This window comes from Microbacterium memoriense (genome assembly GCF_025398275.1).
Lineage (GTDB): Bacteria > Actinomycetota > Actinomycetes > Actinomycetales > Microbacteriaceae > Microbacterium > Microbacterium memoriense.
In genome coordinates, this window is the sequence record NZ_JAODOR010000012.1 from 44,189 (window position 1) to 70,955 (window position 26,767).

18 protein-coding genes, 1 tRNA gene and 1 pseudogene are annotated in these 26,767 nt (G+C 64.6%); 12 read left to right on the plus strand and 8 right to left on the minus strand.

Annotation, left to right across the window (positions count from 1 at the left end):
• Positions 1–42: 42 nt before the first annotated feature.
• On the minus strand, positions 43–1,416 hold the full coding sequence (locus N4R40_RS11310; RefSeq protein ID WP_261607490.1) for an HNH endonuclease signature motif containing protein: 1,374 nt from the start codon (positions 1,414–1,416) through the stop codon (positions 43–45).
• Between the two features lie 63 nt (positions 1,417–1,479).
• Here N4R40_RS11310 and N4R40_RS11315 point away from each other — a divergent pair, with 63 nt between their 5' ends.
• On the plus strand, positions 1,480–2,028 hold the full coding sequence (locus tag N4R40_RS11315; protein ID WP_261607491.1) for a hypothetical protein: 549 nt from the start codon (positions 1,480–1,482) through the stop codon (positions 2,026–2,028).
• Positions 2,029–2,033: 5 nt separating this feature from the next.
• On the opposite strand, the pseudogene N4R40_RS11320 reads toward N4R40_RS11315, so the two are convergent.
• Together N4R40_RS11320 and N4R40_RS11325 are read right to left on the minus strand one after the other, a co-directional pair.
• Positions 2,034–2,435, minus strand: a pseudogene (locus tag N4R40_RS11320) (DoxX family protein); the annotation flags it as partial.
• Between the two features lie 61 nt (positions 2,436–2,496).
• Complete coding sequence (locus tag N4R40_RS11325) at positions 2,497–3,171, minus strand: esterase/lipase family protein (RefSeq protein WP_261607492.1); 675 nt, start codon at positions 3,169–3,171, stop codon at positions 2,497–2,499.
• A gap of 71 nt (positions 3,172–3,242) precedes the next feature.
• Here N4R40_RS11325 and poxB point away from each other — a divergent pair, with 71 nt between their 5' ends.
• Together poxB and N4R40_RS11335 are read left to right on the plus strand one after the other, a co-directional pair.
• Positions 3,243–4,973: a ubiquinone-dependent pyruvate dehydrogenase gene (gene poxB / locus N4R40_RS11330; protein ID WP_261607493.1), complete on the plus strand. Its 1,731-nt coding sequence runs from the start codon at positions 3,243–3,245 to the stop codon at positions 4,971–4,973.
• A 24-nt stretch (positions 4,974–4,997) separates the two neighbouring features.
• Complete coding sequence (locus N4R40_RS11335) at positions 4,998–5,954, plus strand: NAD(P)-dependent alcohol dehydrogenase (RefSeq protein WP_261607494.1); 957 nt, start codon at positions 4,998–5,000, stop codon at positions 5,952–5,954.
• A gap of 1 nt (position 5,955) precedes the next feature.
• Here N4R40_RS11335 and N4R40_RS11340 read toward each other — a convergent pair whose 3' ends face one another.
• Positions 5,956–6,765, minus strand: coding sequence for an endo alpha-1,4 polygalactosaminidase (locus N4R40_RS11340; RefSeq protein ID WP_261607495.1), 810 nt, complete (start codon positions 6,763–6,765; stop codon positions 5,956–5,958).
• 47 nt (positions 6,766–6,812) lie between these two features.
• Here N4R40_RS11340 and N4R40_RS11345 point away from each other — a divergent pair.
• Positions 6,813–6,884, plus strand: a tRNA-Arg gene (locus tag N4R40_RS11345).
• A gap of 304 nt (positions 6,885–7,188) precedes the next feature.
• Complete coding sequence (locus N4R40_RS11350; protein WP_261607496.1) at positions 7,189–7,902, plus strand: hypothetical protein; 714 nt, start codon at positions 7,189–7,191, stop codon at positions 7,900–7,902.
• Between the two features lie 27 nt (positions 7,903–7,929).
• On the opposite strand, the gene N4R40_RS11355 is transcribed toward N4R40_RS11350, so the two are convergent.
• The 3 genes from N4R40_RS11355 to N4R40_RS11365 all read right to left on the minus strand — a co-directional run bounded on the left by N4R40_RS11355 (position 7,930) and on the right by N4R40_RS11365 (position 11,543).
• Complete coding sequence (locus N4R40_RS11355) at positions 7,930–9,060, minus strand: tyrosine-type recombinase/integrase (RefSeq protein ID WP_261607497.1); 1,131 nt, start codon at positions 9,058–9,060, stop codon at positions 7,930–7,932.
• 251 nt (positions 9,061–9,311) lie between these two features.
• Positions 9,312–9,923, minus strand: coding sequence for a hypothetical protein (locus N4R40_RS11360; protein WP_261607498.1), 612 nt, complete (start codon positions 9,921–9,923; stop codon positions 9,312–9,314).
• 42 nt (positions 9,924–9,965) lie between these two features.
• Positions 9,966–11,543 carry a DNA recombination protein RmuC gene (locus N4R40_RS11365; protein WP_261607499.1) on the minus strand — a complete coding sequence of 526 codons (1,578 nt, stop codon included), beginning with the start codon at positions 11,541–11,543 and terminating at the stop codon, positions 9,966–9,968.
• 239 nt (positions 11,544–11,782) lie between these two features.
• Between N4R40_RS11365 and N4R40_RS11370 the strand changes: the two genes are divergently transcribed.
• From N4R40_RS11370 to N4R40_RS11400, 7 genes are all read left to right on the plus strand, one after another.
• Positions 11,783–12,391 (plus strand): DUF1819 family protein, encoded by a 609-nt coding sequence (locus N4R40_RS11370; RefSeq protein WP_261607500.1) that lies wholly within the window; start codon positions 11,783–11,785, stop codon positions 12,389–12,391.
• A complete protein-coding gene (locus N4R40_RS11375) occupies positions 12,388–12,990 on the plus strand; it encodes a DUF1788 domain-containing protein (RefSeq protein ID WP_261607501.1) in 603 nt (200 codons plus the stop codon). Before N4R40_RS11370 ends, N4R40_RS11375 begins: the two co-directional genes overlap by 4 nt.
• 2 nt (positions 12,991–12,992) lie before the next feature.
• On the plus strand, positions 12,993–16,553 hold the full coding sequence (gene brxC, locus N4R40_RS11380) for a BREX system P-loop protein BrxC (RefSeq protein WP_261607502.1): 3,561 nt from the start codon (positions 12,993–12,995) through the stop codon (positions 16,551–16,553).
• Positions 16,553–20,062, plus strand: coding sequence for a BREX-1 system adenine-specific DNA-methyltransferase PglX (gene pglX, locus N4R40_RS11385; RefSeq protein ID WP_261607503.1), 3,510 nt, complete (start codon positions 16,553–16,555; stop codon positions 20,060–20,062). The genes brxC and pglX overlap by 1 nt, the downstream gene beginning before the upstream one ends.
• The gene (pglZ, locus tag N4R40_RS11390; RefSeq protein ID WP_261607504.1) at positions 20,055–22,559 is read left to right on the plus strand and encodes a BREX-1 system phosphatase PglZ type A; all 2,505 of its coding nucleotides are present in this window, start codon (positions 20,055–20,057) and stop codon (positions 22,557–22,559) included. Before pglX ends, pglZ begins: the two co-directional genes overlap by 8 nt.
• A gap of 14 nt (positions 22,560–22,573) precedes the next feature.
• Entirely contained in the window at positions 22,574–24,781 is a 2,208-nt protein-coding gene (gene brxL / locus N4R40_RS11395; protein ID WP_261607505.1) for a BREX system Lon protease-like protein BrxL, read from the plus strand.
• Positions 24,782–24,942: 161 nt separating this feature from the next.
• On the plus strand, positions 24,943–26,040 hold the full coding sequence (locus N4R40_RS11400; RefSeq protein ID WP_261607506.1) for a serine/threonine-protein kinase: 1,098 nt from the start codon (positions 24,943–24,945) through the stop codon (positions 26,038–26,040).
• 85 nt (positions 26,041–26,125) lie between these two features.
• Here N4R40_RS11400 and N4R40_RS11405 read toward each other — a convergent pair.
• A partial coding sequence (locus tag N4R40_RS11405) for a C-terminal helicase domain-containing protein (protein ID WP_261607507.1) occupies positions 26,126–26,767 on the minus strand: 642 nt, incomplete at its 5' end.

The window sequence follows — 26,767 nt, forward strand, 5'->3', positions numbered from 1 at the left end:
GGCGGTCAGCGCCGCGGCGGGTGGCCGACACCGCGCGCCGGGTCAGAACGGCGGCGGGTCGACCCACACGTGCGCGCCGGTGGGGCTCGTCCAGCTGAGGCTTCCGTCGGGCTCGCGTTCGAGGCTCCAGAGGCTCTCGTCTTTGACGGGATGGTGTCGCACGCACTTGGGCGCGAGGTTGACCGACGACGTGTGACCCCCATCGGCCCACCGTTTCCGGTGATCGATGTCGCACTCCTTCGATGGACGGGAGCAGCCCGGAAACACGCAGGAGGGATGCCGGAGACCGAGCAGCCGCCGGAGGTCGGCCGGTACGCGGTAGGCGCGGCGCTCGACGTCGAGCACGCTGCCCGTGAACGGGTCGGTGAGCACGCGGCGCCACTCGGGTGCATCGGCCGCCCAGAGCTTCGCGGTGTCGAGGGGGATCGGCCCGGAGCCGGCCAGCGTCGCCGGCTCGTCGGACCGGCCGAGGAGGGTCATCACCGGAATGGTGAGCGAGACCGAGGCGGTTACACGGGGACCCGCCGTCTCGCGCTCCCGGGTGAGGAGAGCGACCACCACGTCGGCGCGGATCTGGGCGAGCGTGCGCGCCTCGTCGTCACCCGCCGCGAGCTGACGCGCGTGCGCCTCCACGACCGCGTCGATCGCGGCGGCGTCGACCGCGGGGATGAGGGCGTAGAGCTCGGCCATGCCGTCGAGGGTCGGCTCGATCGACACGCGCCGGTCGGCGGCGGCACGCACGTGACGTGCCGACAGCGACTCGGAGTGCGCACGTTCACGTGCCGCACGGGCGCGCTGCCGGAACCGGCCGGGCACCAGTCGGCACGCACAGGCCGCGAGAGCGGAGTCGAAGTTCGCCCACGAATCGGCGTCGTCGTCGGGCAGCGACGCGGCGAGCTGCGCGGCGTACGCCATGTTCTGCTCGACGACGAGCCCTTGCCGGCAAAGCTCCCACAGCTGGGGAAGCCGCGTGGAGAGCGTCTGGGCGCGATGTCGGACGTGCGTGTCGGTGAGACCCACGCGCACTCCGAGGTCGGCCGCGGCGGCGCGCACTCCCATGGCGCGCCGATCGGCACGGACCTCGCTCGCCGACCGGCCCCGCGAATCGACCCACGCCGGATCGAGCGTCGGGTCGGGCCCCACCCAGGGATCGGGCTCGGCGAACGCGCGCGCCAGCATCCGATGGAGGAGGAGGTCTTGCTCGGCGCTCGACGCGCGCGTGCGCTGGACCGCGCGCGAGATGTCGTCGAGCTCGCGATCGAGGTCGGAGGGTGTCGCGCACTCGACGTCGTCGTCGCGGTCGTCGTGCTCGGGCGGGAGGCCCTCGGCGAGGGTCATCTGCCAGAGCGCCTCGCGCAGCTCGGCGTCGTCCCACAGCGGATCCCGATCGGGATCGGTCGCTGGGGTGAGCGTCATGTCTGCACGCTACGCCGGGGTTCCGACATTCAGACCGCGTCGCCTGGTGCGTAGCCTGGACCGGTGGATGATCTCGGGCGCACCACCATCAGCGCCTCCGGCGAGCCGGTCGACGAGGTGGAGGTGGGCGGCATGTCGCGCGCCGAGCTCCGGGCGGCGTTGCAGGCGCACGGCATCGCGCTCAACGATCACGCCGACGTGCTCTTCGCGCACCCCGTCTTCGACGCGAGCGTGCGCGACGTGGTGCGGGTGGTCCGCCGCACGGTGGCGGAGCTCGGCCAGACCGACGGTGCCACCCTGCCGCAGATCTTCGCTGCCGCCCAGGCGCAGGGGCTGGGGCTCTGCCCCGCGACGACCGGCCCGTACCTGCGGCTGGCGTGGGATTCGCAGGCCGCCTCCGCCAATTCGGTGATGTCGGCTGGGCGGTCGCCGGACGGTGCCCTCACCGTCGCCTCCCCGGTGCTCGACGACGACGTCGACTTTCCGAAGGGGTTCTACCTGCGCGTCGTCGATGGGCGGCCGTGGCTGCGCGGATACGGCTGCGACGACCTGTACGTCTTCCCGGCGGGCGCCGTGTTCGCCTTCCGCGACCTCCCGGGGAAGTGCAGGTAGCGGTCGCGTCGCCGCTCGCGCCACGCCTTCCACGCGCCGGTCGCCCAGAGCGCCCAGATCACGAGCACCGGCTGGAAGAGCAGGCGGATGCCGCGGGCGAGGTCGGTGGTGAGCCCGAACGCATCGGTGCCGCGCACGAACTGCTCGATGTTGCCCGGGAAGGCGGCGACGAAGAACGCCGCGACGATCCACCCCACCGCCACGCGATACCGCCCTAGGAACAGCAGCGCCAGGCTGAGGGCGATCTCGATGACGCCGGAGGCGACCACGACGAAATCGACCGGCAGGGGCAGCCACTGCGGCACCTGGGCGACGAAGGTCTCGCGGGCGAACGTCAGGTGCCCGGTGCCGGCGAAGAGCAGCCCCAGTCCGAGTAGCCAGCGGGCGATCGTGCGGGCAGGGCTCATGGGCCGAGCGTAACCGGCATCCACGGGCCCCCGTGTCGCGATCACGCGGGGAACCCGGCGATCACCCGGCGGGCTCGGCGAGCGCGGCGACCTCGGCGATCACGCGAGGATGCGCGAGGATGCGGAAGTGCCCACCCGTGTCGAGCCGCACGTTCTTGGCGCCCGGCAGCTCGCTCCCGCCCGGGATGTGCGGGTCGAACGCGCCGTAGACCGACACGATGCGGGCGTTCACATCGGCGTGCGTGCCGAGCGCGACGATCGTGGCGTCGCGCGGCGACAGCGAGCGGAGCGACCGGGTCAGCATGAGGCGCGCGTACCAGGAGCCGGCGAACGGGGTGGCGACGGCCACCATGCCGCGCACGCGATCGCCGGCGGGACCGGTCATCACCTGTTTGCCGACGAGGCCTCCGCGACTGTGGGCGAGGAGCACGACGCCGGAGAGGTCGCGCGCCGTCAGGTAGGTCGCGACACGGTCGGCCATCTCGGTGACGGGCCGGCGGCTGCGGCCCAGCTCGTCGAGCACGTGCACCGGATGCCCGCGGTCGTGGAGCGCCGACGCCAGCGGCTGCAGGAACTTCCACGTCTCGTAGATGCCGGGGAGGGCGACGATCGGCACGCCGTCACCGCCCAGGAAGGCGTCCGGCGTCGTGCGGCTGAAGAAGGCGCGCACCTGCCAGCGGGCGGCGTAGAGGTAGTCGCGGGCCCACCACACGGTGATCGTCACCGGGGAGGTCATCCGCTGAGCGTAATCGCTGATTTCGTCCATCGGCGAAACGCAGGGCGCATCCGGAGGCGTAGCGTTGAGGTATGGCGAACATTGCGGACTTCTTCGTAGAGACACTCACGCGCGCGGGCATCAGCCGCATCTGGGGCCTGCCCGGCGACTCGCTCAACGCCTTCACCGACGCCCTGCGCCGCGACGGACGGATCCGCTGGCTGCACGCGCGGCACGAAGAGGCCGCGGCCTTCGCGGCCGGGGGAGAGGCCGCTCTCACGGGAGAGCTCGCCGTCGTCGCGGGATCGTGCGGGCCCGGCAACCTGCACTTCATCAACGGCCTGTACGACGCCAATCGCAACCGCGTGCCGGTGCTCGCGATCGCCTCGCACATCCCGTCGGCCGAGATCGGCAGCGGGTACTTCCAAGAGACCCACCCGCAAGAGCTGTTCCGCGAGTGCAGTGTCTACACCGAGCTCGTGGGCGACGCGAGTCAGCTGCCGTGGGTGCTGGAGATCGCCATGCGCACCGCGGTGGAGAAGCGCGGGGTCGCCGTCGTCGTCGTGCCGGGAGACGTGTTCTTCCAGGATGCGCCGTCGCGCCGCGCCACCGCGCCCATCGTCGCGACCCCGGCGCACGTGCTCCCCTCCGCCACCTCCCTCGCCGCCGCCGCCGATGCCCTCAACGCGGCGAAGAAGGTCACGATCCTCGCGGGTGCCGGGGTGGCCGGCGCGCACGACGAGGTCATCGCGCTCGCCGATGCGCTGCAGGCGCCGATCGTCCACGCGCTGCGCGGCAAGGAGCACATCGAGTGGGACAACCCGCACGACGTCGGCATGACGGGTCTCCTCGGCTTCGCGTCGGGATATCGGGCCATGGAGAAGTGCGACACCCTGCTCATGCTCGGCACCGACTTCCCGTATCGGCAGTTCTACCCGGAGAAGGCCACCATCATCCAGGTGGACATCCGCGGCGAGCAGCTCGGGCGGCGGACTCCCATCGACGTCCCCGTCGTCGGCGGTGTCGCCGAGACGGCGGCCGCGCTCCTTCCCCTGCTCCGCGGCGAACGTTCCGACCGGCATCTCACCGAGAGCGTCGAGCACTACCGCAAGACCCGTGCCCAGCTCGACGACCTGGCCGTCGACGACGGCAAGGAGCCGATCCATCCGCAGTACCTCACGCGGCTCATCGACGAGCTGGCCGACGACGACGCCGTCTTCACGGCGGATGTGGGCAGCCCGGTCGTCTGGGCGTCGCGCTACCTGACGATGAACGGCACGCGGCGGCTGATCGGCTCGTTCAGCCACGGGTCGATGGCCAACGCCCTTCCGCAGGCGCTCGGGGCGCAAGCGGTCGACCGGTCGCGCCAGGTGATCGCGCTCGCCGGAGACGGCGGGCTCGCCATGCTGCTCGGCGACCTCCTCTCGGTCCGGCAGAACGACCTGCCGGTGAAGCTCGTCGTCTTCAACAACTCGTCGCTCAACTTCGTCGAACTCGAGATGAAGGCCGCGGGCATCGTCAACTTCGGGACCGACCTCGTGAACCCCAACTTCGCCGATGTGGCCGAGTCGGTCGGCATCACCGGCATCCGGGTGGAGAAGCCGGGTGAGCTGCGCGCCGCGATCGAGCGCGCGATGGCGATCGAGGGGCCGGTGCTGGTTGACGTCGTCACCGCGCGACAGGAGCTGTCGATGCCGCCGGCGATCACCGTGGAGCAGGCCAAGGGCTTCACCCTGTGGGCGCTGCGCACGGTCATGTCGGGCCGCGGCGACGAGTTGCTCGACCTCGCCGACACGAACCTCTGGCGTCGTCTGTTCGACTGACGCGCCATCGGCCACACTGGTCGCATGAGGGCAGCGGTGTACGACCGGTACGGCGGAGTCGACCGACTCCGGCTGGCAGACATCCCCACGCCGACCCCGGGACGCGGGCAGGTGCTCGTGCAGGTGCTGGCCACCTCGGTGAACCTCAGCGACTGGGAGGTGCTGCACGGATCGCCGGCGTATTCGCGCATCGGCGGGCTGTTCCGGCCCGCGCGCCGCGTGCTCGGGTCAGATATCGCCGGCGTCGTCACGGCGGTCGGGCCGGGGGTAACGCGCTGGCGGGTCGGCGACGAGGTCTACGGTGACAACCTTGCCCTCAAGGGCGGGTTCGCGGAGTTCGCCGTCGCGCCGGAGGGGGCGCTGGCGCGCAAGCCGGCGGGCCTGACGTTCGAAGAGGCCTCGACCATCCCCCAGTCCGGCGCGATCGCCGCGCAGGCCGTCGACCGCGCCCGCCCGGGGGAGCGGATGCTGCTGAACGGCGCCGGCGGTGGCGTCGGGGTGTTCGCCATCCCGCTCGCGGTGGCGCGCGGCATCCACGTCACCGCCGTCGACAACGCCGGCAAGCGCGACTTCCTCCGTGGGCTCGGCGCCGACGAGGTCATCGACTACCGCGCGGCGGACTTCACGCGGCAGGGCCCGTTCGACCTCATCGTCGACCTCGTCGCCCGCCGGTCGGTGTTCGCCTACCGTCGCGCGCTCGCGCCCGGCGGCCGAGCCGTCGTGGTGGGCGGAACGACCCGCACCCTGCTGCGGATGCTGACCCTCGGCACCCTCGTCGGGCTGCTCACCGGCACCCGCCTCGGCGTCATGGCTGTGCGCGAGGGGCCGGCGCACTTCGCGCCCGTAGCCGAAGCCATCGCCGCCGGAGCCGTGGCCGTCGAGATCGACCGGGTGTTTCCGCTCGCGCAGGTCGCCGAGGCTCTGGCGTTCCACGGCGAGGGGCGGGCCCTCGGAAAGGTCGTTGTGCGGGTCGCGGGGTGACTCAGTCGCACGTGGCGAAGGCGTAGGCCGCGTCGGCGGGCGTCGCCAGGTCGCGGTCGCGCAGCACGATGGATGCCGGTGTCGCCGGGTCGGCGCAGACGTCGTTCCACGGGCGGGGGAGCGCGTCGGGGTACTCGACGGCGAGCACGTGGTCGCCGTACACCGCTGTGTACGCGCCGCACTCGTTGTAGGACGCGCACTCCTCGACGACGGCGAAATCGAACCCTGCCCGATCGTGGAACAGTTGCGCGTCCTCGGCGGCGTTCTTCTGCCCGGCGGCGAGGCCGACCTCGTGAGCGATCTCGACGAGCCGTGTCGCGAGAGCCACCGCATCGGCCCGGGTGAGGGCGCCGCCCGAGCGCGTGTAGGTGTCGAGGTTGTCGAACTCGACGGCGTCGAATGCGTCGGCGGCGCACGCCCGGATCCAGGGCCCGACGATCGCGGCCACCTCGTCGGTCTTGCGGGTGTCGACGATCGCTTCGTCGGGCCAGTCCGGGTCGAAGACGAGATCGCCCGCGCTGTCACGCAGCAGCAGATCGCCCGGCCAGGTGTCGAGCTCGCCCGGTTGCGTCTGAAACCCGTTGACGTAGCACACCGAGTAGAGGCCGTCGAGGGATGCCGCACCCCGATCGCGCACGACGATCTCCACGCCGGCCGGTGGGTCGTATGCGCCGCCCAGTTGGTAGTCGAGCCCGGCACCGACGGGCGGGAGACGCGGGCCGCCCGGCGGATCGTGTGGCGCATCTGCGGCGCATCCGGTCAGGAGCACTGCGACCACCGCGAGCGGCACGAGCAGGCGGCGGACGGTCATGCCGCGACGTTACCCGACGGGGCGCGATCGGTAGACTTAAGGGGCCAGCCTCTGTAGCTCAGTGGAAGAGCCACTCCGTCCTAAGGAGAGGGTCGGGGGTTCGAATCCCTCCAGGGGCACACCCTTTTTTTGCCTCTGACCAGGAATTTCTTCTAAGGTCAGACCTCCCAAAAGACGTTTTTGCCCGTTTTTTGCCCGCATTTGAGAATGCTATGAGCCGAAAACAAGGCCCTGCAGAGCGCTTCTGTCGTCGTCTCAGAACGCCGAAATCGACCATTTTGAGCGACTCGCGCCTCGTCGAAAAACTGAGCAATCTGCTCGCGGTGGACTCCGCGGACTCCGCGCTGACGGTGGCCGGCCGGTGGGCGTGGCAACGACGGAGCCGACTTGAGACCCCATCTGCGATCCCGGTAGCTTGCAAGGATGAACCGCGGCGAGAAGCTCCTCTTGGGCGGGGCGGCGGTCGCTGTCGCGGGCATGGTGGCACTCGCAGCTCCTGTCGTGGTCTCCTTCATTCCCGAGGCTCAGGGGGTTGCGGAGCAGACGCACACGCCGGTGCCCAAAGAGACGTACACGCCGCGGCCCGTACCGGACCCAACCCCGACGCTCACCGCCGCGCAAATCGCCGCGCAAGCTGAGCACGAGGCATGGGAGGCGCGAGTCGCGGCCGTCACCCCCGATCAATGGGCGACAGCATGCGCGATCATCGACCGTGCATGGTCGGCGAACTACATGGGCGAGCCAGAGCTCGGCGCTGACCTGCTCATCGAAGCCGAGCGCAGTTTCGGTGCAGACGGATACGTGCTCAGCGCGTTCCAGCGCTGGGACGGCGAATACCTCAACGTCTCCGCCACCACTTTCGACATCGAGAATGGGCAGTGCTTCATCCGGAACGGCACACCCACCCAGGGCATCGCGTGTGAGACCGTCGGCTACGACCGGGGCCCGATCCTTCGCGCAGAGGGCTACGTCACCGCTCGCAACTCCGCCGGCATCGCCGTCGGCTACGAGGTTGCGCGCGGCGACTCCTGGGAGCGCGTTGCTGAGCGCTTCTGCTACCCAGACACAGGTCCGCTGCGCGCAGTGAACGAGAACCAGCAGATCTACTCAGGACGCACGCTCAACCTGCCCGGCTGACCCGCCTCCAGGACGAGACGCCTTGTCTTAGGTCAGCCGCCGGTACCGAGTCTGTGGACCCGCCGGCAACGCCACCAGCGGCATCGCGTCGTTCAGGCGCGCAGCGACGGCATCCAGATCGTCATCGAACAGATCCGCGTAGGTGTCGAGCGTCATCGCCGCCGACGCGTGTCCCAGCATCCGCTGCACGGCCTTCACATTCGCGCCGGAGCTGATTGCGAGTGATGCGGCGGTGTGGCGAAGATCGTGCGGAGTGAGCCGCGGGATCGATGGATCCACCGCCTGCGCGCGTTTCACGGCATTCGCGAACCAGCCCTGCGCGCCGGAGTTGCGCATGTGACTGACCCCGTCGCCGAACAGGAGCCCTTCCGGTCCCTTCCCGGCGCAGGCCTGCTCGATCATCGGCGTGAGACGCTCAGGGTAGGGGACTGAGCGGTTCTTGTGTGTCTTCGGCGTGCCGACATGAATCTCGTAGCCGATCATCACTGCGTTCTCCTCGATGACGAAGCGGCGACGCAGCCGGTTCACGCTGCGCACCCGGAGCGCGGTCGCCTCGCCCCAGCGCAGGCCCGTGTAGGCGAGGGTCAGAATGAGCGTCGGATGCGCCGAGCACGCAGCCAGGGTCGCCACCTGATCATGCGTGAGGTAAACGCGGCGCTTACCGGGCCCGTTCCGAGGGAGATTGCGGATGCGTCGGGCCGGATTGTTCACCAGGCGGCGATCATCAATCGCGACATCGAGGATGCCGGCGAGGACTCCGAGCGCGCGGATGACGACGGTGCGCGACTTCTGCGTCGCGAGCTCCGACACCCAGTCCTGGACTTCGGAGCGCCGGATCGAGGAAATCTCGCGATGGCCCCAGACCGGAGCGACGTGGTTCTTCCACGCGCGCTCGAGCGTCATGTAGTACGACGGCTTCGACATCGGGGGCTGCTTCGAGCGCAGCCAGCTGTCGGCGAACATCCGGACCGGAACCCGCGATGCTTTTGGGTCGATGTACTCGCCCTTCGACTTCGACACCGTGACCATGGAGAGGTAGAGCTGTGCGTCGCCCATCGTCGTGAAGCCGCGTTTCTCTGCCTCAGTGTGATCCGGTCTGCGGTAGCGCACACGGTAACGGCGACCCTTCACCGTTTCGTACGGGGTGATGGTGCCCATCTCGACCTCCGATCACGTCGGGTTGATGGTCAGTATTGGGCCAGTGTCGGACACTCTGGCAAGGAGGTCAACGGTGTTGAGGAGGCATGTGGCGCGATGCTTCTAGTTGGCGGCGCGTGCCGCTGGAGCGTGGCATCCTCGATTCCGCTCGCTGAGTGTCTGGCGAACGCTGAAGATACGGCCGAAAGGGTGTCATTGCCGCACGCCTTTCCAACCTTTCACCAGTAGCGCTGGGTTCCCGTGCAGGAGAGCTATCGGCCAACCGTCGTGCCGTCGGTCGCCGAGTCAGTCGTTGCGAGCTTGGCGATGCGGCGTACCCCCGGTGCCTTGTGGCGACCAGGGTGCTCCGACCAGCCAAGCACGTAGTCGCTGCCCAGTGATAGTGAGGACCATGCGCGGAAAACGGCGCGGGCACCCAGCGGCTCGGCCACCTCGTCGGCATCAAGCACGCCCGTGACGAACGAGTGCGCGCTGGGTGGGATGGCTCGCCAGTGTCCCGCCGCTCCCAAAGCATTGAGAACGTCACGTAGCCCGCTCCCCGGCTGCAGGGCCTCCGCGTATGAGTGGTCCCATGCCGAGTAGCTGTCGTTCGTGTGGAACTCGACGATGGCCACGTCAGCCCACTCCGACATGAGGTGCAAGCCTGGCACCTGTTGAATAGCGAACGCGGAGCCCTGGGCGCGCCATCCCTCCGCGACCTTCTTGGCTCCCGCGAACGTGCAGGTCAAGCTCGTCTGCCCGCGGTACTGCCTACTCGTTGTCGAATGCCACGCGTTTCGCTCGCGGGTTGTGATGTAGAAGTAGGCAGGAACGATCCGGGAGAGGTGTTCGCCATCGAGATCGCGGTAATTCACCTCGTGCATGATGCTGCATTCATAAGTTGCTTTCGTGGTTGTCGGGAGCGCCTACTGGATACTGGCAAGGTCGGCCTCGAGCTTCTCGACGTCCACCTCGTCGGCAGCCGCTGCGTGAACGCGATCGGTCGCAGCATCATCCTCTGCCGCGTCGATCTCCGTTTCCGCGACCTCGCGCAGCTTGCGGTCGATGGCTCGGGTGCGCACGCCGGCCTCCTTCACAGTCTTCTGCGCTGTTTCAAGCTGTCGGCCGAGCTTGTCCCACACCTGCCCGTACTTCTGGAACTCGGCCTTTGCCGCGCTGAGCACCTGCCAGACCTCGGAGGTGCGCTTCTCGATCGCCAGCGACCGGAACCCAATCTGGAGGCTATTCAGGAGTGACATTAACGTAGTGGGTCCGGTGATCAGGACGCGCATTTCGGTTTGCAGCTTGCTCGCCAGACCAGGACGGCGCACGACCTCAGCGAACAGGCCTTCAGTCGGCAGGTACATGATCGCGAAGTCGGTGCTTCGGGGCGGATCGATGTACTTGGACGCGATCGTCTTCGCCTGCGTGAGGATTGCGCGCTCGAGACTCTTGCTGGCCGCCTCTATCTCGACTTTGTCGCCGCGCTCCTGGGCATCGAGCAGGCGTTCGTAATCTTCCTGAGGGAACTTCGAGTCGATCGGAAGGTAGACAGGCGCTCCTTCTTCGCGACCAGGGAGCCTGACTGCGAACTCGACACTCTCCTGCGTGCCCACCTTGATAACGACATTCCGCTCATACTGACCGGGTGTGAGGATGTCCTCCAGCTGACGCGATAGCTGCACCTCGCCCCACCCGCCACGATTCTTAACGTTGGTAAGCACGCGCTTCAGGCCGCCCACATCTGATGCAAGTGTCTGCATCTCGCCCAAGCCCTTCTGCACCTGCTCCAGCCGGCTGCTGACGAGCGCGAAGGACTCACCAAGACGCTTCTCAAGAGTGCCCTGGAGCTTCTCATCGACCGTCTCACGCATCTTCTCGAGCTTCGCCTCATTGCCTGTCCGCAGCTTCTCCAGTTCAGTACTCAGTAGCTTCTGCATCTCCAAGTGCTTGGCCGTGTTCGCGGTCCTGAGCTCCTCCACCTTGACTGCGTTTTCGCGTAGCGAAGTCGTTAGTGTGCCTTGAAGCTTCTCGTCCACCGTTGCGCGGATCTGCTCGAGCTTGGCATCGGAATCTGCACGAAGACCGTCGAAGCGCGCCTCAAAGGATCGACGGAACTCAGAAAGCGAGGTGGTGCTGGTGTTAGCGTGCGAATCGATGCGCGTCGTGATGGCGGTGAAACCGCCAGCGAGCTGCGTGTCCACGCCCTTCTGCGCTTCCGCTCGTTCGAGCCGCTCGCGTCCGAGCTCTTGAGACTGCGCACGCGCGGACTCCGCGACGCGCTGCTCAAGCCGGTCTTGCGCGGCTCCCAGCGATTCACGAAGCTCCTGGCGCTGAGCGGACAGATCACCGCGTAGCGCCGTCGTGAGCACCTGCAGTTCCTCCCGGATGGGCCCGAGGTCTACGGCGGCGACCGAACGCTCCCGCCGCGATATCAATAGGACGCCCACCGCGACCACCACGAGTAGGTTCACGATTGTCAGAACTGTGATGAGGGTTTCCACACGGAACTCCAGAGATATTGAGGCCCGCTGAATCTGGGCAGTGGATCAGGATATGGGTGGGTCCCGACATCAACGAACGAACTGCAGGGCCGGCGCGCGCGGCGCGAGTGGATTCGGCCGATACGATCGGCTGGGAAAGAAGCTGAACAGCGCTGCAGTTTGGCTCGGGCCCGGCGTGCGAGCAATGTCGATGTTCACCCATAGACTGATCAACTTTTTAACTCGAGGAGGAGGTAGCCGTGACTGCGCGAGACCAGTCGCAGCGATACAAGCTGTCCTTCACGACCGGGCGCCTTTTCTTGCAGAACGCCTCTGGCGCCGCGGAAATCTACGTTCGGCTTCGTGACTGGCGAGAGGTGCGCGAAACCATCGACTCGGACAACCTTCTCCAGAGCCGCGCATCCCGCAGCGCAACACGTATGGGTAGTGAGCTGATCCAGAGGCTTCAAGAACTCACCGAAGCGGAGGTCGAGTTGCTCGCGGTCATTACAGGAGAGGAGCGCGCACACCTCATGTGGGCCGCTACCTGTCGCCGATACTCACTCATCGGTGAGTTCGCAGAGGAGGTGCTTCGTGAGCGCTTCCTCCAACTGGCCGCGGATGTGCTGCCTGAGCACTTCGACTCATTTATTCGTGGCAAGGCGCTCTGGCACGAAGAACTCAGTGACGTTACGCCGAAGACGATGCAGAAGCTGCGCTCCACGGTCTTCCTGTTGATGCGCGACGCGGGTTTCACCGACAACGACGGCAGGATCATCCCCGCGGTCCTCTCGACGCGCGTGATGGACGAGCTCGCGAAGCGGACGCCGAGTGATGTCCGCTTCTTTCCGACAAGGGATTCGGCATGACGGCACAGCAGGTCTTGGAGCAGGAGCAGCACCTCGTGTCGGTGCTCGGCACTCGGCGGTTCCTAGAGATGGAGGGGCTCGGCAACGAAGTGCCGTTCTTCATCTACCCCTACGACCCCGAAGATTCGCTCGCGGTCGCCGCAGCGAAGAAGCGCGTCAAGAACAAGCTGAAGAACGACCATGGTGTCAGCGTCCTTGAGATCAACCTCTACGACCTCACGGTCGAGATGCTCCAAGCGCGCGGCGTCTGGGACCGGCTCCTGAAGCTCGAAGTCGAGCAGGGGAAGGACGCCCTCCTCAAGCCACTGCAGAACATGCTGGATCCGGGTTCGAAGCTGATCCCGGCGATCAAAGAGCGACTCGACACAGCCTCCTACGACATCCTCTTCCTCACAGGCATCGGCGAGGTATTCCCGTACATCCGCTCGCACAGCGTTCTGAACAACCTGCAGACTGTCGCGACGAGCAAGCCGATGCTGATGTTCTTTCCCGGTGATTACAAGCAATCGGGAACATCCGGCTCATCGCTAGTGCTCTTCGGGCGACTCAAAGACGACAACTACTACCGGGCGTTCGACATCCGGGATCGGGAGGCCTGACAGTGAAGCTCCATGACATTTTCGAGAAAGACATCACTCGTCCGATCGACGGCGTGATCAAGGCCGACGACACGACACACCTCGGCACGGAGGTCGAGGAATACGTTCTCACCAAAGAGGCAGAGACCGCGCTGTCGAATCTCCTTGAGGAGTACACGAACTACACGAACGCGAACGGCGTCTGGATCTCAGGCTTCTTCGGTTCCGGCAAGTCACACCTGCTCAAGATGCTGGCGCACCTGCTTGGAGACGTCGACGGCCAGGATTTCCCGCGCGCGCAGGTCTCGGACAGTTTCAAGACGAAGACCACTGACAACTTCCTGAAGGCCTCGCTCAAGAAGACGGAAGGCATCCCGGCCCGCAGCATTCTCTTCAACATCGACCAGGTGGCCGACGCGCAGGGAGGCGAAAAGACCGACTCGATCCTGAAGGTCTTCATCAAGGTCTTCAACAACAGTCGCGGCTACTACGGTATGCAGCCGCACGTCGCCCGCTTCGAGCGAGATCTCGACTCCCGGGAGCTCCTCGCGAAGTTCACCGAGACGTATCAGCGGATCGCCGGCATCCCCTGGACTGAAGGGCGTGAGCTCGACGTGCTGGAGGAGCCGAACGTCGCCGCCGCCTACGCGGAGATCTCAGGGGCTGCCGCGGGCGCCCCGGAGAACATTCTCGAGAAGTACCGGGATTCATACCGCGTCGACATCGACGAGTTCGCGAGTGAGGTCGTCGCCTGGCTCGACAAGCAGGGGCCGGGCATGCGACTCAACTTCTTCGTCGACGAGGTGGGCCAATTCATCGGCGAGGACGGAAAGATGAAGCTGCAGCTCCAATCCATCGCCGAGACCCTGAACACGAAGGCGAAGGGTCGTGCGTGGGTCTTCGTGACCAGCCAAGAGGCGCTCGATCGCATCGTTGGCGATCAGTCGGCCCAGCAGGCTTACGATTTCTCGAAGATTCAGGCGCGGTTCAAGACACGAGTCAGTCTTTCGAGTGCGGATGTCGAGGAGGTCATTCGCAAGCGACTACTGGCGAAGAATGCAGCCGGGGTGGCCGACCTGAAGGCTATTTACGCCACGGAATCGGGCCACTTCAAGACCCTCTTCGACTTCGTCGGCGGACGCACATATCCGAATTACACGGACGAAGCGCGGTTCGTCTCGACCTACCCCTTCGTGAACTACCAGTTCCCGCTCTTCAGCGCCGCCCTCGTCGGGCTGTCGGAGCACAACGCGTTCACCGGCCGGCACGCCTCGGTCGGCGAGCGATCGATGCTCGGCGTCGTCCAACAGGTCGCGAAAGAGTTGGAGGGGACTGACGTCGGCCAGATCGCCGCGTTCGACAACCTCTTCGCCGGCATCCGCGACACCGTCCAGGCTGCGACGAAGCGGTCGATTGACGTCGCCGAGAAGAACCTCCCGGATCAGGAGTCGGATGTCACAAAGCTCGCCGTCCGTGTGCTCAAGGCGCTGTTCCTGGTCAAGTACGTTGATGGTTTCCGCGCAACTGCGCGGAACCTGACGGTACTTGTATATGACCGGTTCGGCCGGAACCTCCAGGAGCTCTCGAAGAACGTCGAAGAGGCGCTCGCGCTGCTTGAGACGCAGACCTATGTGCAGCGCAACGGCGACACCTACGAGTACCTGACCAACGAAGAACAGGAGATCGAGAACGAGATCAAGGTCGTCGATCTGGACAGTTCCGAGGTCGGCAAGCGGCTCTTCGAGATGCTCTCGCAGGATGTTCTCAAGACCCCGAAGTTCCGGTACAAGACCGGCAAGGGCGACTACCTCGACTACAGCTTCGGCTACCGGATCGACGACGTCAGCTATGGCCCCCAGCACGCGCTGACCGTCCACTTCTTCACACCCGGCTACGCGCACGTTCTGCAGACGATCCGGGCGCACAGCACCGGGCTCGACGAGGTGCGGGTCGTTCTCGACGCAGATGCGGGACTCTTTGGTGATCTGCGGCTCCTGCTGAAGACCGAGAAGTATGTCAAGCAGAAGCAGAACGGATCGCTCACTGCGGTGCAGCAGCGCCTCCTCAGCGCGAAAGCGCAGCAGAACCTGGAGCGGAAGAAGGAGCTGCTCGAGCGCCTGCGCCGCGCAATCGGCAAGGCATCCCTCATCGTCTACACGGTCGATGTGGACTCGAGCAGCGAGGTCGCCGACGCTCGCGTCTTCGACGGCCTGAGCGTGCTGGTGACGAAGGCCTACCCGCAGCTGTCGCTCCTCGGCGGCAAGGTCTACATCGAGTCCGACATCCAGAAGTTCGTTCAAGCGCCCGCCGACGGTCTCGTCACGGTTGACACTGCATTGACGGATGCCGCGAGCGAGGTCTACTCGGTCGGTGTCCAGCAGCGAGCCAACATCGGCCAGCAGGTCACGGCCAAGACGATCGTCGATCAGTTCACCGGGAAGCCCTACGGCTGGGACCAGACCTCGACTCTGGTCGTGATCGCCTACCTCTTCGGCGGCTCACGCATCACAATCGAGCACAACGGGAACGTGCTCAAGCGCACCGAAGTGCCGCCGCTGCTCAAGAACACCCAGCAGCTCGGGAACCTCAAGATCGGCGTGCAGAAGAGCTACGACGAGAAGAAGGTCACTACCTTCCGCAAGTTTGTCACCGAGTTCTTCGACGAGGGCGTCACGCCGAAGGACCCGCTGGAGCTGGCACACTTCGGCGCCGACAAGCTGAAGGACCAGCTGGCCAGGCTCAAGGAGGTGCGCGCCGCCTACGACTACCCCTTCATCGCTCAGCTCGACCCCTCGATCACCCTGCTGACGAGCGTCGCCGGAAAGACCGATGAGTGGTACCTGACTGAGTTCGCAGAGGCGGACGAACTGGTAGAGGCGAAGGAGACCGTCCTCGACCCGATCCGCGCCTTCCTGAAGGACGATCGAAAGGCGATCTACGACGGAGTCCGCAGGTTCCTCCGAGATGCGAGCGACAACCTCGGTTATCTCCCCAAGGGAGCGGCCGAGCCGGTGCAGGTGCTGCTGGACGATCTCGCCGTGTTCCGCGGCAACCGGATCGTAGATCTTCAGCACGAGGCCGACGCGCTGCGGCAACAGGTCGGTGAGCTTGTCAAAGACGAGCAGGGGAAGGCGGCTGATTCGATAGAGCAACGCCGCATCCAGCTGCAGCGCACAATCGAGTACAACGAGGCGAACGAAGCCGCGCAGGGCCGGGCGCTGGATCGCGTCGACCGCGCGATCCAGCAGGTGTGGGAAGAGACCAGCGTCTCGAAGATCAAGCTCGCGGCCAACAGCTTCGCGACGTCGACGTTCCCATCCCTCGTCGCCGATCTCGCCGCAGCGCGCCCAGTGACCGATCCCGGCGGCGGAGAGCCCTCGGGCTTCGCGAACGGAGGGGAGGGGCCGATCTCGCCGAAGCCTCCCACTGCGCCCCAGCCGAAACCCACCGTGGCCATCTCGCAGATCGAGGTCGTCGGAGGAAAGTTCGTGCTCACGACCGGTGCGGATGTCGATGAGTACGTCGAAGCGCTCCGCGCTGCGCTCCAGTCCACGATCGCCGAGGGGAAGCGGATTACGCGCTGATGGAGACGACAACGCTAAAGTCCTTCGCCACGAAGGCGCGCACCGATCTGATTAAGGAAGTTGGAGCACGGGTCGCCGTCGTCCTCGCGGAGAACTCACTTGCTCGCGTTGAGTCGCTTGCGGCCGTCCGCCGCCTGGAGGAGGCAATCGTCAGAGACGGGCGTGACAAGGTGATCGACCGGGTGGCGTATACCTGGTTCAACCGGATCATCGCCCTGCGCTTCATGGATGCCAACGGCTACACCCCATCCGCCATCGTCTCGCCCGAAGCGGGCCGCACGACTGGTCAACCAGAGGTGCTCGCCGAGGCGAAGGCGGGCTCCTTTGACAGCTCCGTCGTCCCGGAAAAGACGCAGGAGACGATCACTGCGCTCTTAAATCGAACCCGCCCGAGCCAAGACCCCGACGGTGAGGCCTACGGCCTGCTCCTGGAGGCGTACTGCCGCTCGTGGCACAAGGCCATGCCATTCATGTTCGAGCGCGAGGGCGATTACACCGAGCTGCTCATACCGGCCGCGCTCCTCGCTGTTGACTCGGTGCGGGACCGCGCCGTTAGGACTCTCACTGAGGAGGTATGCCGTGACGTCGAGGTGATCGGATGGCTGTACCAGTTCTACATCTCGGACCGGAAGGCCGAGGTGTTCGACGGGTTCAAGAAGAACAAGAAGGCTGGCGCCGCCGAGATCCCGGCCGCGACCCAGCTCTTCACTCCGCACTGGATCGTGCGTTACCTCGTGGAAAACTCGCTCGGGCGCCTCTGGCTGTTGAACAACCCATCCTCGCGGCTAGCGGAGCAGATGGATTACTACATCAAACCCGTCGACGAGGAGACCGACTTCCTGAAGATCGCGAGGCCGGAAGAACTAAAGGTCGTCGATCCGGCCGTCGGCTCGGGGCACATGCTCACCTACGCATTCGACCTGCTCTATGCGATCTACACGGAAAAGGGCTACGACCCCGCCCAGATCCCCGGCCTGATCCTCCAGCACAACCTCTACGGCACCGAAATCGACCCCCGCGCCGGAGCCCTCGCCGCGTTCGCGCTCACGATGAAGGCGGCGGCCAAGCGCAAGCTCTTCCTCAAGAACCCGATCCAACCGAACGTCTGTGTTTTGGAGAACGTCCACTTCGACCCCGCCGAGCTCGACTACCTCTGGTCGCTCACCAATGGAGGCACCTTCGTCCGGGCCCACGCCGATGAATTCTGGAATGCCTTCGAGCATGCCGACACCTTCGGATCGCTGATCCAACCGAGGGAGAAAGCCATCGCGCCCATGAAGGCTGCGATCGAGGGAGCTGAGGCGGACGGCGACATCCTCGCCGGAAGGACTCTGCAGATGGCTGCCATCGTAATCAAGCAGGCGGAATTCTTGTCGGACCGGTACTTGGTGGCCGTCGCGAACCCACCATATGCCGGCCTCGGCAACATGAATGCGCGCTTCGTTACGTGGGCGAGGAAGGCGTACCCCGCGACCAAGACGGACCTGTACTCGATGTTTATCGAGCGCGCCATCAAGCTGACAGTTGGCCGTGGCCTGGTCGCCATGGTGACGATGCAGAGTTGGATGTTTCTCCGTTACTTCGAGGCATTACGTTCCGCGATCCTTGATCACAACCGCGTGCTTTCTATGGCTCATTTCGGAGCCCGAGCTTTCGACAGTATTGGTGGCGAGGTTGTCGGCACGACTGCCTTCGTAATCGCCCACCAGATCGCCGAGCCGGGGTCTCAAGGGGTGTTCATACGGCTCGTCGAGGGCAGGTCCGAGGCTGCTAAGTCGGCCGAACTCCGCGAAGTTGCGGCTGGGCGGACCAAAGATCGCTACGTTCTGGACCTGCAGCACCTCGCGCGCGCACCTGGTCGAGCGTTCGTGTACTGGGCAACGGCTCGAGAGTTCGAGCTCTTCGAAACAGCTGACCCGGTATCCGCCCATATCGAGACGCGCGTCGGACTGATCACGGGCGACAATGATTCCTTCTTGCGTAGGTGGCACGAGGTCGCCTTGGCACAGATCGACTTCAACGCCGCTCCGGGCAAGCGGTCCTCCCGCCGGTGGTTCCCCTACGTCAAGGGCGGGGAGTACCGGCGCTGGGCGGGAAACTACGAGTACGTTGTCAACTGGTTGAACGACGGCTCCGAGGTCAAAGCCAACATCGATCCCGATACAAGTCGCATTCGTGCACACAACTACAACGGTGAATACGCATTTCGCGCCGGTTTCACCTGGTCCGGTATCTCAAGCAACGGTTTCGCCGTGCGCGATGTGCCGCAGGGCTTCATGTTCGACACCAAGGGGCCGATGGGGTTCCCGATCAAGGTTGACGAGCTGCGCCTCCTACAAGGTCTGCTGAACAGTGCCGTGGCGGTGCGGTTCATGCGGATGCTCGCGCCGACTCTGGACTTCAACCTCGGGCACGTCATGAGTATCCCGTTCCTCGACACATTGCCTGCGGAGTTCGCTGCTTGGGCCGATGAGTGCGTCCAGCTTGCTTGGCAGGACTGGGACCGGCGGGAGACAGCTTGGGGTTTTGATACATCACCACTGGTTCGTCGCTCGGAGATCGGGCGCATTCGAGACCGATTGAGCAACTACGTCGTCGAGTGCCGGAGCATCGTCGAGCGAATGACGGAACTGGAAACACTCCTCAACCGAGGCGCAATCGAAGCCTACGGATTGGGAGACGCCCAAGACGTGAGCGTCTCCGGAGCCGAGATCACACTCGACGCTGCAGCCGCGCTGAACGGGGAGGGGGGAGCAGAGTTCGCGCGAACCGCCGCGATCGAACTGGTGTCCTACGCCGTTGGTTGCATGTTCGGGCGGTACAGCCTGGACAGGCCGGGCCTGATCCTCGCGGATCAGGGGAGCACGCTTCAGGACTACCTAGCGAAGGTCCCGACCGCCTCGTTCATGCCGGACCAGGACAACGTGATCCCGATCGTCGATGGCGATTGGTTCGAGGACGACATTGTCGCCCGCTTCCGTACCTTCCTCCGTGTGGCCTTCGGTGAAGAGCACTTCGAGGAGAACCTGCAGTTTGTCACCGAGTCGCTTGGTGTGAAGGACATCCGTGACTATTTCGTGAAGTCATTCTACGACGACCACGTGAGGCGGTACAAGAAGCGCCCGATCTATTGGCTATTCCGCAGCCCGAAGGGATCATTCAGCGCGCTCATCTACCTGCACCGTTACAGCCCGTCGACCGCGTCGACGGTGCTCACGAGCTACCTCCGAGAGTTCATCGGCAAGCTCGAGGCCAACCTTGAGCACCAGGGCCGCGTTGCCGCAGGAATGGGCGGCGCTTCGGCTCGTGAGGTAGCGGCGGCGCTGAAGGAGGCCGACCGGCTTCGCAAGGTCCTCGTCGAGCTCCGCGATTACGAGCACGACGTGCTCTTCCCGCTGGCTGGCCAGCAGATCGAGCTCGACCTCGACGACGGCGTTCTCGTCAATTACCAGAAACTCGGCCCCGCTCTCAAGGACATCGGCCTGAAGAAGGGAGGCGGTGGTGAGTGACCTCGGCGTCCTGAGAAAAGGACTCGCTGAGCGCTTCGCGAACGGCCGGAAGGCGGGCGACCGTCACATCGCCTTCTGGCACGATCCCGATGGCGAGTACGAGGCGGATCTCGACCAGCTTGAGGCGGAGCTGGATGGGGTCGAAGTCATCCGGGTCGACCGCGACGAGTATGCGGTCAAATTCCGGCTGCTCAAGGAGCAGCCGGACCAGGCCTTCATCGTGTATCGCAAGGGCGGCATCCTCGATGGCACGGCCAACTGGCTTTGGGATCTCGAACTCGCCTATGGCGTCTTCACGGCCGATCGCGCCTCGATGGACGTGCAGGACCTCGGTCTCCCCCTCTCCCTCCAACCGGTCGTCGCTCAGCACCCGAAGTTCTTCAACAGCGCCGATCGCAAGGCAAAGCTCAAGGCTCTACTCAGCGCCGATGATGACCGCACGATGCTCCGGGCAAAGATGAGCGCAGTCGCGCTCGGTGTCAAGGCACACAGCTTCGGTGAGCTCACCCGTGGTCTTCTCATCGAGAATGCCGCTGGATCGTCGAACGGCTATGACGCGCTCTCCTCCTACGGATTGTCCGATTTCTACTGGGAGGGCGCTAGAGCAATCTACGGGTACGAGTCGGCGAACCCGAAGATCGGCGACTTCGTCGAGTGGGTGTTCACGCAGGCGAACACCGACTTCGGTTCCGCTCGAGTCGGGCTCCGGCACGATTACAGCGCGTGGCGGAACGACGTCCGAAGCCGGGAGGCCATGGCAGCGCTTGCCCGCCGCGTCGAGCGCGACCTCGGCGTCCAGATCGCCGATCTCGACTACCGCGAGCTGCTCAATTCCGATGTCTTCGAGACGATCGACTGGAAGATCATCGGCGACCTCGCGCTCGGCGTCAGCAACCAGAGCCTCACCGTCCGCGACCTGCAGGAAGCGGAGAGGGCCCGCCAGACCACCTTCTGGTACACGCTTGATCCGTCAATCCGCGCCCTGTATACCGCGATCCGTTCGGCGGCCGAATTGCTGCATGACATCAGCACACTGAGCGTTGCCATCGCTGATTTCGACGACGGGCTCACGAAGTACAAAGAGCGGTGGTACCGCATCGACCAGCGCTACCGACAGTTCCTCCTCGCCACCCACGCCACCGAGCATGCTGATCAACTCGCCCCGCTCCTCGATCAGGTCGAGCTCTTCTACACGAACAAGTACGTCTTCCCACTCGCGACCGAGTGGCAGAAGCAGATCGATGCGATTCCGTCGTGGAAGTCAGTCGCCTACCGGTCGCAGGGAGCGTTCTACCAGTCGTTCGTCGACCCGATCGTCTCGCAGGGGCGCCGCGTCGTCGTCGTCATCTCCGATGCGCTCCGCTATGAGGTCGCCGACGAGCTCGCCTCCGCCCTGCGGAGCGATACGAAGATCGCCTACGACGCGAAGCTCGACGTCATCCTCGGTGCCTTGCCGAGCTATACGCAGCTGGGCATGGCGTCCCTGCTTCCGCACACGGCGATCGGATTTGCGGGCAAGGGGGCCGACGTCGTCGTTGACGGGAAGCTGGCCGGCGGCCTCGTCAACCGAACCAAGATCCTCGACGCGATCGGCGGCACCGCTATCAGCGCCGAGGACGTGCTCGCGAAGAAGATCAAGGACGAGCTACGGCCTTATCTGCAGCAACACAAGATTGTGTACGTCTACCACGACACCATCGACAAGCGCAGCCACAAGCTCGGCGCGGAGTCTGGCACTCCCGAGGCGGCGAGGGACGCCATTGCAGAACTGACAAAGCTGATCGGCAACCTCACCTCCGCCGACGCGAACGTACTCGTCACCAGCGACCACGGGTTTCTCTTCCAGGAATCGAAGATCGGCGATGGCAGCAAACTAGATGAAGAACCGCACGGTGACATCAAGTACCGAGACCGACGCTTCCTGCTCGGCGAGGACTTCAAACAGACAGCTTCCTTCAACACGTACGCGTCATCACAGCTCGGACTCGTCGGCGACTGGCAGGTGCATATTCCGAAGTCGATCTACCGACTGACGCAGAAGCTCCAGGGCGCCGCAGACCGTTTCGTCCACGGTGGCGCGACGCTACAGGAGGTTGTCGTGCCTGTCGTCACCGTCACGCGCAAGGGCAAGAGCGGGGTTAGGCCCGTCGATGTGCAGATCAAGCCCAAGAGCGACGTGCTGACAAACGCCATCGTGCGGATCAGCCTGCTGCAGTCCGAACCCATCAGCGAGCGAACCCATGCACGTGAGCTCCGCGCTGCCTTCTACTACGGTGATGCCTTGATCTCAGACCAGGTGGTCATCGTCTTCGCCGCGACGGGTGATGAGCGGGATCGCCTGCAGGAGATCAAGCTTCAGATCCGCCCCGATGCTGGAGTACCGCTTGGCGCGCAAGTCGAGCTCCGACTCGAACAGCCGAGCGCGAACAGCAACTCGTGGCAGGCGCCATACAAGCACATGTTCACGAACCGGATCACGGCCACACCGGACTTCTAGGAAGAGCAGGATTCATGACCAATCTCGACGACGCACTTAGCGGTCTTCGCGCAACTGGGGCCGAAGAAGTGTACGTGCCTGCGTTTACTGAGGACGAGTCCGGCCTCGACCAGAAGGTGAATGAGCATTTCGCGGGATCGGTGGTACGTAAAGATCTCGTGAAAGCCGTTCGCGGCAACGCCGTCGTACCTGGATACGTCCTGGAATACCTTCTCGGCCAGTACGCCGCGTCCGACGATGAGGAGACGATCCAGGACGGGATCGAGATGGTGCGCAGCATCCTGGCGGAGCATTACGTCAATCGGAACGAGAAGGTGCTCGTGCAACACCTGATCCGTGAGAAGGGCAGACATCGGATCATCGACCGTGTGACCGTCGACCTCAATACAAAGCAAGACTTTTACGAGGCGTCCTTCGAGAACCTTGACATCAAGGGTGTACCGATCGATGCGAACACCGTCACAAACAACCAGAAGTTGCTCGTCGGCGGCGTCTGGTGCATTTGCGACATCGAGTACCAGCCGAGCGACGGCCCGACCGAGCCGTGGGTACTCGCGAACCTCAAGCCGATCCAGATCGCTGGCGTCGACTTCGATCGGTACAACACGGCGCGCGCATCGTTCACGACGGACGAGTGGATCGACGTGCTGATGCAGTCCATCGGGCTAAACCCGGAGCAGTTCAGTCGCAGAGGCAAGCTCATCGCGCTCACCCGGCTCATCCCGTTCGTCGAGCGCAACTACAACCTCGTCGAGCTCGGTCCGAAGGGCACGGGAAAGTCGCACACGTTCAGTGAGCTCTCGCCGAACGGCGCGCTGATCTCCGGCGGCGAAGTCACGGTCGCCAAGCTCTTCGTCAACAACGCGAATGGCAAACTCGGCCTCGTCGGGTATTGGGACGTGGTCGCCTTTGACGAGTTCGCGTCGAACCGCCGTACCGACCAGAACCTGGTCAACATCATGAAGAACTACATGGCGAACAAGCAGTTCAACCGCGGCAACCAGCCGCTCGGCGCTGAAGCATCAATGGTCTTCATCGGCAACACGTCGCACACCGTGCCGTACATGCTCCAACACTCCGATCTGTTCGACGAGCTCCCCGACTCGTATCGCGACGCGGCGTGGCTCGATCGCATCCACCACTACATCCCTGGCTGGGAAGTCTCGCCGATCCGCTCCGAGATGTTCTCCGACGGCTATGGTTTCGTCGTCGATTACCTCGCCGAAATCTTGCACTCCAAGCGAAACGAAGATTTCTCCGACAAGTATCAATCCCACTTCAGCCTTGGCGCTGACATCTCCACGCGCGATCGGGACGGGATCAACAAGACTTTCTCGGGTCTGATGAAGCTCATTCATCCGACTGGCGTCGCGACGCCAAAGGAGATGGAGGAGCTGCTCGGCTATGCCATCGAGGGCCGCAAGAGAGTCAAGGATCAGATCCTCCGAATCGACGCCACCATGCGCGACAACCCGGCACGCTTCGGCTACCGAGACTCCCTCGGCGAGTGGCACGATGTCGTCACCGTCGAAGAGAACCAGTATCCGCAGCTCTATAGGCGCGACTGGGACGCGGAAGCCCCTCGCTCCGGCATCGCTGGTAGCGACTTGCCCACCTACACGCCGCCGGCGCCGTTACATCAGCCGTATTCCGTCGTCTCCGTTGCGCCGCCGCTGCCAATTCTGCCCGATGGTAGCGATTCACCCGTCATTCCGGATGCGACGACGCCGCTCTTCGAGGGCATACGCGACTTCAAGGCCGGACAGACAGGTGTGTCCTACGAGAACGTGCTTCTGCCTTACCTCGTCGGTGCCGCGAAGATCACCGTCATTGATCCCTACATTCGGATGCCACACCAAGTTCGCAATGTCGGCGACCTGCTTGGGCTTATCGCTCTCGCCAAGGGGCCAGCCGATGAGGTCGTCGTCGAACTCGTTACTACGCAGACGGACAAGGATCATATGAAGAAGGACCAGCTTGAGCGTCTCGTTGCTCTGCGTGAAGCGGCATTGAGCTTCGGCGTCAATCTGGACATCCGCCTTGTCGATGGCATCCACGACCGTTCGATCGTTACCGACCACGGGTGGCGGATTCTCCTCGGAAGAGGTCTTGATATCTGGGAGCCTCCGACAAACGCGATCGCAGAAGCTCGACAGGAGTTTCGGCGCATCAAGTCGGACACGACCTTCACTTACGCGCGCACGCCAAACGAGGGCGCTTAGCAATGGGGGGTCTGCATCCGGCGCAGGCAGCGCTTCAAGAAGTCGTCCACGGGCGACAGGTCGGAAACTGGGAGCTTACGGAGCCACTCGGCCGTGGAGGCCAGGGCACGACGTGGCGAGCCGTTTGGAAGAGGGAGGACCATTCCCTCACGCGGGTAGGCGTGGCTGGTGGACACCTCAATCGCGGTGTCATCAAGCTGATGCTTCCGCCTGCTCCTGACGAAGTGCCCATACCGCGCAACCGATTTGACTCTTGGCTCGAGAAGGAAGCGAGGGCGTTTCTCTTCGAAGCGATGGCGCTCAGCAAGATAGATAGTTTGTACATTCCGGACGTCTTCGAGGCGGCGACTCAGCAGACATCGGCCGGCTGGGAAGTCCCGTGGTTCGCTACGGAACTCATCAGTGGAAGAAGCCTTGCTGAGCAGGTCGGCAGCGTCGGGCCGATGGATCAGAATCAACTCCTCGACCTCGCGCACGACATCCTGTCAGCATTGGCCGCCATTCATCATGTCGGCCTTGTCCACCTCGATCTCAAACCCGACAACGTGATGCTCGAGCCGGGAAGGGCTCGCCTCATCGACTTCGGCCTGGTCACCAAAGCGAATCAAACAGGTCGGTTTGGCGGCACGCCCGGCTTTCTCACACCGGAGCAGCTCGACGACGTGATCGAAGAACGCGACTTCGCACCGGCGGCCGATATTTTCAAGCTCGGAGTGACTCTCGCTGTCGCGGCAGGAGTTCGCTTGCCGGATCTCTGGGGCACGGATCCTTTCGGCGATGACGAGACTGTGCGCCTAGCGATGAGCAAGGGTGCTCGTCTCGCCTCCCTAAAGCCTGTCGCCCGTGATCTCATCGCGCCGATGCTCGCTTTCGACGCGCGCGAACGCCCGACCGCGGTGGCTGCGCTGGCTCAAGTCCGAGACCTGCTGCCCGAGGGGAGCTCGAAGAGCTCGAGCGCGGGGCAGACTGGCGGCGCGGCGCGCCCTGCCCAGCCGAAGCCGCCTGCTCAGCGAGCAGCGCGCGCCGGCGTCGAACCGCCGCCTGTTCGCGCCGCGGCAGCCCTGCGCGACGAGGGTGCGAATGTGGGTGCGAGAGTCGTCGTCGTCGATCGGCTCGGTCTTGACTGGACGGGGGTCGTTGTCGGCGTCGATCCGAAGCGTGTAGGGAACATCCTCGTGAAGCACGAATCAACTCGTGGTGCCGAGAATGTTCGCTCCTATCCGTTGAACCAAGTCGTGCGCGGCACGCCGCTGAACTAGTCAAAACTCTTGCACTAGCTCGGGGTCACTGCTCCGCAAGACGGCGAGCGCCAGATCGATCTGAACGCATTCGACTCCTCCCCGTTCAGAACGATGAGCTGTCTGCGGTCTCGACGATTCTCACGAACGCGCTGAGTTCCTTCACACCGCTGACGGTGGTGGGTAGGTGCGTCGTGAGGGCGGGAGAGTGAATTAGCCAGCTGGCCCATTGAGCTCGGGAGATGGCGACAGTCAGGCGATTGCGGTTGATGAGGAACTCCATCCCACGGGGCACCTCGGAGGCATCCGAAGCGGCCAGTGACACGATCGAGATCACGGCCTCGCGGCCCTGGAACTTGTCCACGGTACCGACCTCCATGTCAGCGAGGCCTGCCGCTGCGAGAGCGTCGAGCAGAACCTGGCGCTGCGCGTTGTACGGCGTGACGATGATGATGTCGTCGGGGCGGAGGGGATCGTTGGTGCGCCCGCTTGATGGATCGGTCCACCGTGCCCCGACGAGCGTTCGCACGAGGTCGACCACGACGGACGCTTCCTCTGTCGACGCGACCGAGTTTCCGGTGTGGTTGACAGGCACAGCGTGCAGCCCTGAGGTCCAGCCATCAAGGTGACGCTCTCGCGTGCACTCATGCGCGCGCAGAGCGTTGGCGTAGGACAGCCGCGAGACGTGATGGGTGAGCGCGGCATCCATCCGTCGTGTGAGCGGGAGGAGGGCCTTGACCCCGGATCG